Raw genomic sequence first — 12,436 nt, forward strand, 5'->3', positions numbered from 1 at the left:
CGCCCACCGACACCCCGGCCAGCGCCGCGCGGGCGACGTCGCGGGTGACCCGGACCTCGTAGGCGGAGACGCCGAGCGCGGCGACCGGGTGGTCCGCGGCGGCCAGCACCAGCGTGCCGCCGGTGACCTCGCCGCGGCCCAGTGCCACCACGCGGTCCACGGCCCGGTCGAGGAGGCCGAGCGAGCCCGGCGGGGTGAGCAGCCGATCGGCCTCGTCGCGGGCGCCGACCACCGCCTCGCGACCGGGGGCGCGCAGGTGCGACGGGGGAGCCGCGGGACCGCCGTCGTCGGCCGGCCAGCGGTCCTCGACGACGACGGCCGACAGCGGCAGCCGCCGCGACCAGCCGGCCCGCTCCAGGCCCGGCGCCGGCGGGCGCTCGTCGGGCCAGCCCAGGCACAGCCAGCCCAGCGTGGCCACGTCCTCGGGCAGGCCGACCAGGCCGGCCAGCTCCTCGGGGCGGAACAGCGTCACCCAGCCCATGCCGAGGCCCTCCGCGCGGGCGGCCAGCCACAGGTTCTGGATCGCCGCCGCGCAGCTCCACAGGTCGGCGTCGGGGAAGGTGGCCCGCCCCAGCACGCCGGCCGCCGGCGTCCGCCGGTCGCAGCAGACGACGATCCCCAGCGGCGCCTCGCGCACGCCCTCGAGCTGCAGGTCGAGCAGCCGCCGGGCCGCGTCGGGCTCCAGCCCGGCGGCCTGGCGCAGCCGCTCGCGGTCGGTGAGGACGGCGGCGCGGTCGCGGGTGGCGGGGTCGCGGACGACGACGAAGCGCCACGGCTGGCTGTGTCCGACCGACGGCGCGGCGTGCCCGGCGGCCAGCACCCGCCGCAGGACGTCGTCGGGCACCGGGTCGGGGCGGTAGCGGCGGACGTCGCGGCGCGCGGCCACGACCGCGTACAGGCCCTCCCGGTCCTCGGGCATGGCCCAGCCGGCGGGGTCGCCGGCCCGCTGCGCCGCCGACGTCGGGTCGCCGACCAGCGGTACCGGCCGCGGCCACTCGGCGGAGGGCGCCGTCATCGGCTCTCCTCCCGTCCGCCGCTGGATCCGGGGGCCGACTCTAGCTCCGGGCCCGGGAGCGCCGGCGGGGCCGCGGCCGGACGGCGGTCACGGCCGTGAGCGGCGCAGCCGGGCCGGCGCCCGGCGGGTCCACGCCTCCTCGAGCAGGTCGGCGACCAGCGCCTCGTCGGCCGCGGCGAGGTCCACGCGGACGCCGGAGAGCCGCTCGCCCCACCACAGCAGCGAGCACGGGCCGCCCTCGGCCGCCCGCGCCTCCGACTCCCCGACCATGACGTTGAGGGCGCCGTCGTCCCACAGGGTGGCCAGGACGGCCGTCCCCAGCCGGAACGAGGGGCGGCCGTGGTGGTCGGCCTCGGTGACCTCCGGCAGGGCGAGGGCCAGCGCGCGGACGTCGTCCGGTGTCACGGCCGGGGCGCCCCGCGGTAGTCGCCGACGCTCCAGCTGTTGCCCTCCGGGTCGCGCACCGAGAACTCCTCCCCGCCGTGGCCGGTCTGCTGCAACGGGCGGGCGACGTCGGCGCCGGCGGCCTGCACCCGCGCCCACACGCCGTCGACGTCGTCGGTGACCAGGTAGGCGCCGGTGGCGCCGGGCCGGACCGGCCAGCCGCCGTCGTCGCGGACGGAGCCGAGCATCACCCCGCCCCCGGGCGGCCAGGCCAGCTCGGCGTGGGCCACCAGGTCGCCGTCGCGGACGGCGAGGGTCTCCTCGAAGCCGAGGACGTCGACCAGCCAGCGGATGAGAGCGGGGGCGTCGTCGGCGCGGAAGGCGGGCCAGACGGTGGGGACGGGAGCTGTCATGCCGCCGAGCCTCCCGGGACGGCTGCGGTGCCGTCTTGGACGAATCCGATCTCCGCGGCCAGCCAGCGCAGCGGGGACAGGCCGCTGAACGCCCGCCAGTCGCGGGTCAGGTGGGCCTGGTCGGCGAAGCCGCCCGCGGCGGCGAGGCCGGCCAGGTCGGGGCGCCCCCCGGCCGCGACGCGGGCGGCCAGCACCCGGCGGGCGCGGTCGAAGCGGACCACCCGGGCCGCCTCCTTGGGGCCCAGCCCGGTCTCGGCGCGGAAGCGGGCGGTGAGGTGCCGCTCCGACCAGCCGACCCGGCGGGCGAGCTCGGCCACCCGCAGCCGCCCGCTCCCGGCCACGGTGAGCCGCCAGGCCTCGGCGACCTCGGGGGCGGCGTCGGGCCGCGGGCGGACGGCGCGCCCCAGCACGTCGTCGACGGCGGCGAAGCGGGCCGGCCAGTCGCGGGCGGCCCGCACCCGCTCGACCAGCTCGCCGCCGGCGCGCCCGAGGAGGTCGTCCAGGTCGCAGTCGAGGCCGGCCAGCGCGCCGGCGGGCATGCCCAGCAGCCGGCGCGCGCCGAGCGGCGTCAGGTCCAGCTGCAGGCCGGCCTGGCGGCCGGGGTGCCGGATGAGCGCCGGCGCCGTGTGCAGGCCGCCGAGGAGCGCGTCGTAGCGGCCCGGCGCCTGGGCCGGATCAGGGTGGGCGGCGACGTCCAGCGCCTCGTCGAGCGTGACGACGAGGGTCAGGGCGGGGGAGGGCAGACCCCGGTGGACGCCGGGCGGCATCCCCTCGTGCCGGTAGCCGACGGCGCGGGTGACCAGTCCGCCCAGTGCCGGCGGGGGCCGGTGCGCCACGGACTCACCGGTCACCGGCCCAGGATGGCAGCGCGGCAGCCCCCGCTCCAGACGTCACCGCGAACCGCGAGCGTGCACGCCGCGGACGTGCACCTCCGCGGACGTGCACCGAGCAGGTCGGCGGACGGGCACGGGACCGGCGGGTGCGGGCTCAGGACCCGGCCGCGATGCCCGCGAGGAGGACCAGGCCGAAGAACCCCACACCGATCCAGCCGGGCACCATGCCGGCGATCGCCATGCCGTCGCCGGCCTCACCGCGCTCGCGGATCCGGCTGCGCGCGACGTAGCCGAAGACGAGCGCCAGGACGCTGCCGATCCAGTAGACCCAGACGATCCCCAGGACCATCGACGCGACGGCGAACCCGTTGGTGCGCCGCGGCACGAAGCCGTACCCGTAGGGCGGCGGGTACCCCGTGCCGGGGTGCCCGGGCGGCGGTCCGTACGGCCCCTGCGGCGGTCCGTAGGCCGCCGGGGCGCCCGGGTGCCCGTGGGCGGGCAGCCCTGCTGACCGGCACCGGAGCCCTGCACGTCCCACTGGGTCGTGTCCGTCCGCCCCCGTCGTCGATGCCCGGCCGTCGATCCCCCGGTCGGGGCGCAGGCCGGAGGTCCGGCGCCCGACGCCGGGTCAGCAGGGACGGTACGAGCCGGCGGGTCGCCGGACCAGCCACGCCACTCCGAGGGGCCAGGTCGCCCGGACGGCGTTCCCGCAGAAACGCCGCTCAGTGCTCTGACCATGTCAGAGGCGTTCGGTCCACGGGGTGTCGGCAGCCGGAGCAGCGTGTGGACGTCGTGGTCGCGCAGCAGCGTGCGCCGGATGGTTCCGCCGACCCCGCCCTCGAAGGGCACGGTGCCGGGCAGGACGACGGCGGCGCCTCGGTCACCTGTCTCCTCGTGTCCCCCGGTGCTCGCCGGACCGCTGATCGAACGAGTGGACGACCCGGCTCGTCCGACCGGTTGACCCGAGCGGATCGGCGTGCGTCAGTCCACACGGGAACGACCAGAGAACTCGGCTCTGACCTGCGGTATCTGTCGTACCCGCGCCTTAGTGTGGGGGTGTCAGGAGGCCGATCGGGACAAGGAGGCGAGTGCGTGTCCGAGCTCCGTTCGGCTCTCGACGAACTCGCCGCACTCGACCTCGCCGAGCTCACCGACGACGCCGTGCTCGACCTCGTCGGTGAGCTGAGCACCGTCGCCAACCGGATGGCCGCCGCACTCACGTCGGCCGTGCGGGTGGCCGACCGCCGCGAGGCGTACCGGCGCGACGGCGCCGCCTCGATGAAGAGCTGGCTGCGCGGCAGCTGCCGGCTGGCGCCGGAGGAGGCCACTGCGATCGTGTCCACCGGCCGGCGGATCGAGCAGCTGCCGGCCACCGCCGCAGCCTTCGCCGCCGGGGAGATCACTGCCGCCCACGCCAGGGTGATCACCCGCGCCATGACGCCGGGCCGCGTCACCAAGGCCGCCGAGGCGGGGATCGAGCTGGCCGAGACGGACGTGATCCTCGCGGACCTCGCGCGGAAGACGACGCCGCACGAGACGAAGCAGGGTGTGAAGCGCTGGGTGGCCGGGATCGACCCCGACGGCACGCTCGGCGAAGCGGCCGACGTCCGCCGCCGCTTCAGCATGGCCGACGGCCTCGACGGTCGCGTGCACGTCCGCGGCGAGTTCGACCCGGTCGGCGCCGAGTACCTGCACACCGCCCTGGCGGCGCTGATGAACGGCGACCGCCCGGCCGGCGACACCCGGAGCCACGCAGAGCACCAGGCCGACGCGCTGGTCGCCCTGGCCCGCGGCGCACTGGACGGCGGCTCGCTGCCCGACGTCCGCGGGGAGCGGCCGCACGTCCGGGTCACCATCGACTGGCGGGCCCTCTGCGCCGCACGGGGCGCACCAGGCGTCTCCGGGGGCTCGCTGGGGTGGGCCGGACCGATTTGCCCCGAGACGGCACGGCGCCTGGCCTGCGACGCGGGCGTCGTACGGGTGGTCACCGGACCGGACGGGCTGCCGCTCGACGTCAGCCGGGCCCAGCGCACCGCCACCGCAGCCATCCGCCGGGCCGTCGAGATCCGCGACGGCCACTGCGTCTTCGCCGGTTGTGACGCATCACCCGAGTGGTGCGACGTCCACCACGTCGTGCACTGGGCGCACGGCGGGCCGACGTCCTGTGACAACGGCGCACTGCTCTGCGAGCGGCACCACACCGCCTGTCACGAAGGCGGCTTCTCCGTCAGCCGGGATCCCGGGACGAGCATCTGGCACACCTGGCGGTCCGATGGCACGGAGGTCCTCAGCCGCGCTGGCCCCTGATGTCGGCGGCGGTCCGCCGCCGTCCACGTCTCACAGGGACTGGAAGAAGTCCTCGTCCAGCTGGTGCAGCGTCACGGTGACCTCCGCGCGACCTGTTCGCCCGGGTCATGGACGACGACGGCACGCTGACCGGACCGCTGACCGCCGACGACATCCGCGGGCTGTTCTCCTGACCGGGACTGGCCGGGGAGGTGCCGCCCGCCGTCAGGACAGGAGGTCGACGGGGCAGCGCAGTTCCGGTGCGCGTGCCAGCCGTCCGTCGGCGGTGACCAGTGGGACGTCGAGGAGCTCGGCGAGCGCGACGTACTGGGCGTCGTAGGCGCTGACGGAGTCCCGCAGCTGCCAGGCCCGGCCGAGGAGCGGGAGGTGCGGGTACCGCTCCACCGTCAACTCGCTCCAGTCCTGCAGGGCCTCGGCGCCGCGCTGGGCAGGGAGCCTGCCGGCCAGGACCGCGCGCCGGACGGCAGAGAGGACCTCCACGTCCGCCAGCGCCGGGATGTGCACGTCCGCGGCGAGGAGCCGCTCACGGGCGAGCGCCCCGGACCCGCCGTCGTCGACCAGGGCGGGCACCAGGACCGACGCGTCGACGACGACGATCACCTCTCATCCGGTCGCTCTGCCGAGATCGCAGCGACGGCGTCGTCGAACGACATCCGCCCTCCGCGTCGCGCCGCGCGGGCGAGGACCTCGGCCTTGCTGGGTCGCGCGACGACCGTCTGCAGTTCGCGGAGCACGTACTCCGAGAGGCTCAGCCCGCTCGCCGCGGCCCGCGCCCGCAGGGTCGCGTGGAGGTCGTCTGGCACGTTGCGGACCTGCAGCATCTTGGCCACGCGCCCCACCGTACATGCGCAGCACATGGACCTGCATGTGGCGCACATGCGCACGGCGGACAGGCGGGTCTACTGCCCTCCCTCGACGGTGTGCAGGAAGCGGCGCAGCGTCTCGAGGAAGACCTCCGGTTGCTCCGAGTGCACCCAGTGGCCGGCGTTCTTGACCCTGACCAGCCGGGTCGAGGGGAACAGCGCGTCCATGCGCTCGCGGTCCTCGGGCAGCACGTAGTGGCTGTTCGCGCCGGCGACCCAGAGCACCGGCCCGTCGAAGGTGGCACCCGGTGGCGGGTCGGGGAAGCCGCGCAGCTCGCCGAGGTCGCGCTCGAGCGTCTCCAGGTTGAGCCGCCAGCGCCAGCCGCCGCCCGACCCCAGCCCCTCGCGCACCAGGCTCTGCAGCAGGAACGACCGCACCATCCGGCTGGGCACCGCCTCGCGCAGCGCCCGGTCGGCGTCCTCCCGCGTCTCCAGCGCCCCGAGGTCCACCGCCCGCATCGCCGCGATGTACGGCCCGAACGGCGAGGCCTCCTCGTCGTCGTCGTCCGTGCGGCCGCCGGTGAGCGGGTACTCCACCGGGGCGATGTCGACGACGACCAGCGCACGCAGCAGCTCCGGCCGGCGCAGCGCCAGCTGCATCGCCACCTTGCCGCCCATCGAGTGCCCGACGAGCGTCACCGGCTCACCGAAGGACTCCAGCTCGTCGGCGACCATCTGCGCCATGTCGAGGTAGTCGACCCGCTCGGTCCACGGCGAGTGCCCGTGGTTGGGCAGGTCGAGCAGCGTGACGCGGTGCCCGTCGGCCAGCCCCTTGGCCGCCGTCGTCCAGTTCTTGCCCTGGCCGAACAGGCCGTGCACGAACACCACGCGGGGGCCGGCCTCGCCCACGGTGCGCGCGGCCAGCCGCTCGTCAGGATGCGGCCTCATCCGGCGATTCCACCAGATCCCCGGCGCCGGGCCACCTACCGTGCCCGGGACGACGGGGGAGGTCCCACCATGCCCGGACGGCGCCGCGCCGCCCGCACCACCACGAAACGACGGACGACGACCCGCCGCCGCTCGCCGGCCCGCCAGCCCGCACCCGACCTGCCCGCCGCCGGGCCGGGGGAGCGGGTGTGGGTGCTCGCCGTCCCGTTCCGGGCGCCGGCGCCCGGCGCCGTCTGGCACGCCGGCCTGCAGGCGCACGTGTGGGTCGGCCGGGACCTCCCGCCGGAGCTGGCCCCGTACGACCCGCCGCCGTACACCTTCGAGCGCTTCCTGGAGGACGAGCTCAACGCGACGCCGCGGCCGGTGCCGGAGGGCCGGCCGATGGTGCCCCGCGAGGAGCAGTGCACCGGCGCCGAGGCGGTGGTCGCCTCCGCCGCGGCCGGGCACCGGGTCTTCCTGCTCGGCGACGACCCCGGCGTCGGCAAGACCGGCACCGCCGTCCTGGCCGCCCGCGAGATCTGCGAGCTGCGCGGCGGCGACCGGGTGCTCGTCGTCGCCGACCGGCCGGCGGCCATCACCGTCCCGCACTGGACCCGCTCGATCGCCGGCTTCGGCGACGGCGGCCTGCGCTGGTGCGTCACCACGTGGGACCGGCTGGCCAAGGTCTCGACGCTGCGGTTCGACGTCGTCGTCGCCGACGAGGCGCACATGGTCCGGCACACGACGACCCAGCGGTGGAAGCACTGGAGGGCCGTCTCCGGCGGGGCACGGGCGGAGGACGTGCCCTTCGTCATCGCCGCCACCGCCACCCCCGCGCACACCCCGCTGGAGCTGCCCTACCTCGCACCGCAGTTCGCCCAGCGGCACGGCGAGCCGCTGCGCGCCTGGGCCGATCTGCCGGCGAAGCTCGCCCAGCACTCGTTCCACGTGGAACGCGGCCGCTACGGCTGGGCGTGGACCGAGGACGCCGACGAGCGCCGCGCCGACCTCGCCCGCCTGCAGGGCTGGCTGGCCGACGGTGACCCGCCCGCGACGCTGCACCGCCCGGCGCCGTGGGGCCCGGTGTCGGTCACCGGGACGGCGGTCGCGCTGACGCCGGCCGAGCAGGACGCCTACGAGTCGGGCTGGCAGGAGTTCCGGGCCGAGATGCAGCTGGCCCGGAAGGCGCGGCAGAGCGCGCGCGGCCGGGCGGCGCTGCTGCGCTTCCGCCAGAAGGCCGGGCTGATCCGCGCGCAGGCCACCGTCGACTGGGTGAAGGCGCAGGTCGAGGCGGAGCGGCAGGTCGCGGTGTCGGTGGAGTTCGTGGAGACGGCGGCCGACCCGATCCGCGAGGCGCTGCTCGACTCCGGCATCGCCGTCGCCGGCATCTACGGCCGCGACCGCTTCGACGTCGAGGCCGAGCGGCTGCGCTTCCAGACCGGTGCCGCGCCGGTCTGCGTGTTCACGGTGACCGCGTCGATCAGCCTGCACGCCGGCGAGCTGCTGCCCGGCGGGGGAACCGCCTCGACGACGCCGCGGGTCGGGCTGTTCCACCAGCCGCGCTTCTCCGGCATCCAGGCCCGCCAGGTCACCGGCCGCACGCACCGCGACGGGCAGGTCTCGCCGTGGCGGGTGGCCTTCGCCGCGGACACGGTGGAGGAGCAGGTGGCGCGGGTCATGGTCGAGCGGCTGGCGGTGAGCGGGTCGACGGCGGGCGCGGACACCTCCTCGCTGCAGGAGATCGCCGAACTCCTCGACGCCGACTGGCTGCCACCCGCCGCGCTCGCCGACGCATGAGCGTGCTGCGCCGCCGACGTCCGTTCTCCCAGCTCCTGCCGGGCTCGACGTCGCCACCGCCACCGCCCGGCTGACCGCGCTGCGCCCCCCCCCCCGGGTCGCGACCACGTCCCCGTCCTCCGGACTGTTCGCCGAACCCACCGGCCGGCACCGCGGACACGACGACGCCCTGCGCGCCGGCCAGGTGGTGGCGGGTGAGGGTCTCGGTGGTCGGCATGTCGCGCAGCGCGCGTGAGAGGCGGAGCGCCCCCCACGCCAGCGGAACGGCGACGGCGATGCCCACGAGCAGGGCGACGAGCACGGTGGACGACGTCGAGAGGGTCGCGGGCACCAGCGCCGTGGCCGCCGCCCCGCCGAAGCCGACGCCGCCGAGCAGCGCGGCGACCACCTCCAGCGAGACCGGGCCGTCGGCGTCCGCGGCGCCCAGGTGCGCGATCTCGCCGACGACTAGGGGGAGCACCAGCAGGGCGACGCCGATCCCGCCCACGACGAGGAACGTGGTGGCGACAGCGCTCACGGTCCTCCCTCCGGTCCTCGTCGGAGCTGCAGACTCACAGCCGCGACCGCGGTGATCAACCGGTTCCGGACGGAGCGGTGCCGGTTCACCCGGACGGTGCCCTGCGGAGGGTGGTGGTCGGTGCCCGCCCTCAGCGCAGGAACTCGGTGACCACCCGCTCGGCGCCGGCCGGGAGCGAGTGGTGCGTGACGCCCCCGACCGTGGCGACCGTCGCCCGGGGCATCACCTCCGCGACGCGGCGGGCCACCTGGCGCGGGTCCTGCGCCCGGCCGGCCCCGGCGGCGACGACCAGCGTCGGGACGGCGAGAGCAGCCAGCCGGGCCGGGTCGGGACGGCGGGTGCGCACCGGCGGCGCCACGGGCAGCTCCGCCCCGGCGGCGGCCACCGCGAGCCAGGCGTCGTCGACCGGCCGGCCGGCGGTCTCCCAGCGCACCAGAGCCCGCATCCGGGCGGCCGTGGGCCGGGCCAGGACCGGCACCGCGTGCAGCAGGTAGCCGGGGGAGAAGCCGGTGAACGAGGTGGTCGGGTCGACCAGCGCCAGCCGGCGGACCCGGCCGGGACGGTCGAGCGCGAAGGTCAGCGCCTGCCACCCGCCGTAGCTGTGCCCGGCCAGGTCGACCGCGTCGAGCCCCAGCCCGTCGAGGGTCTCCTCGAGCCAGCCCGTGACGTCGTCCGCGGCGGCCAGGGGCGTCGTCGCGGTGCTGCGGCCGGCGTCGCCGATCGGGTCGAGGGCGTACACCCGGCGGACCGCCGCCAGCAGCCGCACGGCGCCCGCCCAGGCCAGCGCCGTCGCCCCGCCGCCGGGCAGCAGCACCAGCGGCGGCGCCTCCGCCGAGCCGCACACCAGCACGTGGGTGCGGCCCCACCGCGACCCGACGTCGCGGGACTGCACCGGCACCGGCCAGCGGGCCAGGGCGGCGGCGTACGCGGTGTCGAAGGCAGCCCGCTGATCGCCGTCCCCCCGCGTCACCCGCCGAGCCTCCCCCGCGCGGGGCGGACCGGCAACGAGCGCGGCGGGCCGGGGATGATCGAGGGGTGCGGCGGGAGGCGAGCGTCCTGCACCTGGACCTGGACGCGTTCTTCGCCGCGGTCGAGCAGCGCGACAAGCCCTCGCTGCGCGGCCGGCCGGTCGTCGTCGGCGGGGTGGGCGGGCGCGGCGTCGTCGCCACGGCCTCCTACGAGGCGCGCGCCTACGGGGCGCGCTCGGCGATGCCGACGGCGGAGGCCCGCCGCCGCTGCCCCTCGGGGACGGCGTTCCTCGGCGGCCGGTTCGGCGCCTACCGGCGGACGTCGGACGTGGTCATGGCGCTGCTGCGCGAGCTGTCGCCGCTGGTCGAGCCGGTGTCGATCGACGAGGCCTACCTCGACCTGGCCGCGGGGGCCGGGCACGACCTGTCGGTGGACGGCGTGACCGCGCTGGCGCGCGGGCTCAAGGAGCGGATCGCCGCGGCCACCGGCGGGGTCACCGGCTCGGTGGGGATCGGCAGCTCCAAGCTGATGGCCAAGATCGCCTCCGACCTGGACAAGCCCGACGGCCTCGTCGTCGTCCCGCCGGGGTCGGAGCTCGACGTCCTGCACCCGCTGCCGGTCACCCGGCTCAGCGGCGTCGGTCCGGCGACGGCCGAGCGGCTGCACCAGGTGGGGGTCAAGACGGTGGCCGACCTGGCCCGCAAGTCGCTGCCGGACCTGGTGGGGCTGGCCGGCCGGGCGCACGGCACGGGGCTGTACCAGCTGGCCCGCGCCGAGGACGACCGTCCCGTGGTCGCCGAGCGGGGGGCCAAGTCGGTCTCGCAGGAGGAGACCTTCGAGCGCGACCTCACCGACCTGTCCCAGCTCAACCGGCTGATCGACGCGATGGCCACGCGGGTGGGCGGCCGACTGCGCGCCTCGGCGCTGTCGGGGCGGACGGTGACGCTCAAGCTGCGCCGCTACGACTTCACCACCATCACCCGCTCGCAGACGCTGCCCCAGCCCACCGACGACGCCCGGCAGGTGGCCTCGATCGCGCGGCGGCTGCTGGTCGAGGCCGGCACCGGCGGCGGGCTGCGGCTGCTCGGCGTCGGCGTCTCGGGGCTGTCGCAGTACGCCCAGGGCGACCTGTTCGCGCTCGACGTCGAGGACGCCGCACCCGAGGAGGCGGCGCAGGCCGAGACGGCCGCCGTCGCCGAGGAGCCGGCCGAGCAGCTGCCGCCGGCCGAGCGCCGCTGGTGGCCCGGGCAGGACGTCGTCCACGACGAGCTGGGGCCCGGCTGGGTCTGGGGCCGCGGCCTGGGCCGGGTCACCGTCCGCTTCGAGGGGCCGCTGACCGCGCCCGGCCCGGTGCGCACGCTGGCCGCCGACGACCCCGCGCTGCACCCGGGCGACCCGCCGGAGTGGCGGACGGCGACGATGGGGCCATGACGGAACCGAGCGCGTGGGTGCGGATGACGCAGGCCGACCCCGGCCACTCGGCGGCCTACGTGCAGCGGTTCCGGACGCTGGCCGCGGGTGGCACGGACATCGTCGGCGAGGCCCGGCTGGTCGACGCGATGCTGCCGCGCCGGTCCCGGGTGCTCGACGCCGGGTGCGGCCCGGGCCGGGTGGGCGGGCACCTCGCCTCGGTGGGGCACGACGTCGTCGGCGTGGACGTCGACCCGGTGCTGGTCGCGGCGGCCGAGGAGGACCACCCGGGGCCGCGCTGGCTGGTCGGCGACCTGGCCGAGCTCGACCTGCCCGACCGGTTCGACGTGATCGTCTGCGCTGGCAACGTCGTCACGTTCCTCGCGCCGAGCACGCGCGGGGAGGTGCTGCGCCGGTTCCGCGCCCACCTGGCCGCCGACGGGCGGGCCGTCGTCGGCTTCGGAGCAGGCCGCGACTACGCCTTCGACGACTTCCTCGCCGATGCCCGCGCCGCCGGGCTCGAGCCGGACCTGCTCCTGTCGAGCTGGCACCTGCACCCGTTCACCGCGGCGTCGGACTTCCTCGTCGCCGTCCTGCGTCCCGTCTGAGGCTCAGCCGACCTCGGCCAGCCAGCCGACGACGGTCAGGTCGGCGTCGAGGTGGACCACGACCGGCTGGCCCTCGGCCGACAGCAGGTGCGCCTCGTACAGGCCCGAGCCGTCGACCCCGAGCCACTCGATGGCCGCGCCGGGGAGCACGGCCACGGCGGCGGCGGCCACCTGGACGGCGACGTCGGCACCGAGCTCCGGGAGCGGCCGGCGCGCGGTGCGGACCCAGGCGTGCCGGCCCATGCGCTCGGTCGGGGAGCGCTCGGTGACACGGCGCTGGGGAACACGGCGCCCGGTGACGCGGCGCTCGGTGCTGGGGTGCATGAGGGACCTCCTCGGCTCCGCGGCTCCGGACCGGTGCCGCTGAGGACGAGGCTCGGGCGCCCGACTGGGAGCTCGCTGTGAGCCCCGTGCGAGTCGGCTGCGGGCTGGCGAGGTGGCGCCCGTGTCGGA

General features: G+C 76.9%; 14 protein-coding genes. 4 read left to right on the forward strand and 10 right to left on the reverse strand.

Going from position 1 to position 12,436, the window contains the following annotated elements; genetic code table 11:
- The 5 genes from bluB to ABQ292_RS18605 all read right to left on the reverse strand — a co-directional run.
- A partial coding sequence (gene bluB / locus ABQ292_RS18585) for a 5,6-dimethylbenzimidazole synthase (protein WP_369209137.1) occupies positions 1 to 1,015 on the reverse strand: 1,015 nt, incomplete at its 3' end.
- Positions 1,016 to 1,102: 87 nt separating this feature from the next.
- Complete coding sequence (locus tag ABQ292_RS18590; protein ID WP_369209139.1) at positions 1,103 to 1,420, reverse strand: hypothetical protein; 318 nt, start codon at positions 1,418 to 1,420, stop codon at positions 1,103 to 1,105.
- On the reverse strand, positions 1,417 to 1,812 hold the full coding sequence (locus tag ABQ292_RS18595; RefSeq protein ID WP_369209141.1) for a VOC family protein: 396 nt from the start codon (positions 1,810 to 1,812) through the stop codon (positions 1,417 to 1,419). Before ABQ292_RS18595 ends, ABQ292_RS18590 begins: the two co-directional genes overlap by 4 nt.
- Entirely contained in the window at positions 1,809 to 2,663 is an 855-nt protein-coding gene (locus ABQ292_RS18600) for a helix-turn-helix domain-containing protein (RefSeq protein ID WP_369209143.1), read from the reverse strand. The genes ABQ292_RS18595 and ABQ292_RS18600 overlap by 4 nt, the downstream gene beginning before the upstream one ends.
- Positions 2,664 to 2,799: 136 nt before the next feature.
- Complete coding sequence (locus ABQ292_RS18605) at positions 2,800 to 3,030, reverse strand: DUF4190 domain-containing protein (RefSeq protein WP_369209145.1); 231 nt, start codon at positions 3,028 to 3,030, stop codon at positions 2,800 to 2,802.
- Positions 3,031 to 3,737: 707 nt separating this feature from the next.
- Here ABQ292_RS18605 and ABQ292_RS18610 point away from each other — a divergent pair.
- Complete coding sequence (locus tag ABQ292_RS18610) at positions 3,738 to 4,952, forward strand: HNH endonuclease signature motif containing protein (RefSeq protein ID WP_369209147.1); 1,215 nt, start codon at positions 3,738 to 3,740, stop codon at positions 4,950 to 4,952.
- Positions 4,953 to 5,156: 204 nt separating this feature from the next.
- Here ABQ292_RS18610 and ABQ292_RS18615 read toward each other — a convergent pair whose 3' ends face one another.
- The 3 genes from ABQ292_RS18615 to ABQ292_RS18625 form a co-directional block, all read right to left on the reverse strand.
- Complete coding sequence (locus ABQ292_RS18615) at positions 5,157 to 5,552, reverse strand: type II toxin-antitoxin system VapC family toxin (protein WP_369209149.1); 396 nt, start codon at positions 5,550 to 5,552, stop codon at positions 5,157 to 5,159.
- The gene (locus ABQ292_RS18620) at positions 5,549 to 5,773 is read right to left on the reverse strand and encodes a FitA-like ribbon-helix-helix domain-containing protein (protein ID WP_369209183.1); all 225 of its coding nucleotides are present in this window, start codon (positions 5,771 to 5,773) and stop codon (positions 5,549 to 5,551) included. Before ABQ292_RS18620 ends, ABQ292_RS18615 begins: the two co-directional genes overlap by 4 nt.
- Before the next feature lie 78 nt (positions 5,774 to 5,851).
- The gene (locus tag ABQ292_RS18625; RefSeq protein ID WP_369209151.1) at positions 5,852 to 6,703 is read right to left on the reverse strand and encodes an alpha/beta fold hydrolase; all 852 of its coding nucleotides are present in this window, start codon (positions 6,701 to 6,703) and stop codon (positions 5,852 to 5,854) included.
- A 69-nt stretch (positions 6,704 to 6,772) separates the two neighbouring features.
- On the opposite strand from ABQ292_RS18625, the gene ABQ292_RS18630 reads away from it, so the two are divergent.
- Complete coding sequence (locus ABQ292_RS18630) at positions 6,773 to 8,479, forward strand: DEAD/DEAH box helicase (RefSeq protein WP_369209153.1); 1,707 nt, start codon at positions 6,773 to 6,775, stop codon at positions 8,477 to 8,479.
- Positions 8,480 to 9,126: 647 nt separating this feature from the next.
- On the opposite strand, the gene ABQ292_RS18635 is transcribed toward ABQ292_RS18630, so the two are convergent.
- Positions 9,127 to 9,966 carry an alpha/beta fold hydrolase gene (locus ABQ292_RS18635; protein WP_369209155.1) on the reverse strand — a complete coding sequence of 280 codons (840 nt, stop codon included), beginning with the start codon at positions 9,964 to 9,966 and terminating at the stop codon, positions 9,127 to 9,129.
- 65 nt (positions 9,967 to 10,031) lie between these two features.
- Here ABQ292_RS18635 and ABQ292_RS18640 point away from each other — a divergent pair, with 65 nt between their 5' ends.
- Together ABQ292_RS18640 and ABQ292_RS18645 are read left to right on the forward strand one after the other, a co-directional pair.
- Entirely contained in the window at positions 10,032 to 11,396 is a 1,365-nt protein-coding gene (locus ABQ292_RS18640; protein ID WP_369209157.1) for a DNA polymerase IV, read from the forward strand.
- On the forward strand, positions 11,393 to 11,983 hold the full coding sequence (locus tag ABQ292_RS18645; RefSeq protein ID WP_369209159.1) for a class I SAM-dependent methyltransferase: 591 nt from the start codon (positions 11,393 to 11,395) through the stop codon (positions 11,981 to 11,983). Before ABQ292_RS18640 ends, ABQ292_RS18645 begins: the two co-directional genes overlap by 4 nt.
- Before the next feature lie 3 nt (positions 11,984 to 11,986).
- Here the strand turns inward: ABQ292_RS18645 and ABQ292_RS18650 are convergent, their stop codons facing one another.
- Positions 11,987 to 12,307: a hypothetical protein gene (locus tag ABQ292_RS18650; RefSeq protein ID WP_369209161.1), complete on the reverse strand. Its 321-nt coding sequence runs from the start codon at positions 12,305 to 12,307 to the stop codon at positions 11,987 to 11,989.
- Between the last annotated feature and the right edge of the window lie 129 nt (positions 12,308 to 12,436).

Source organism: Geodermatophilus maliterrae (assembly GCF_041018925.1).
GTDB lineage: Bacteria > Actinomycetota > Actinomycetes > Mycobacteriales > Geodermatophilaceae > Geodermatophilus > Geodermatophilus maliterrae.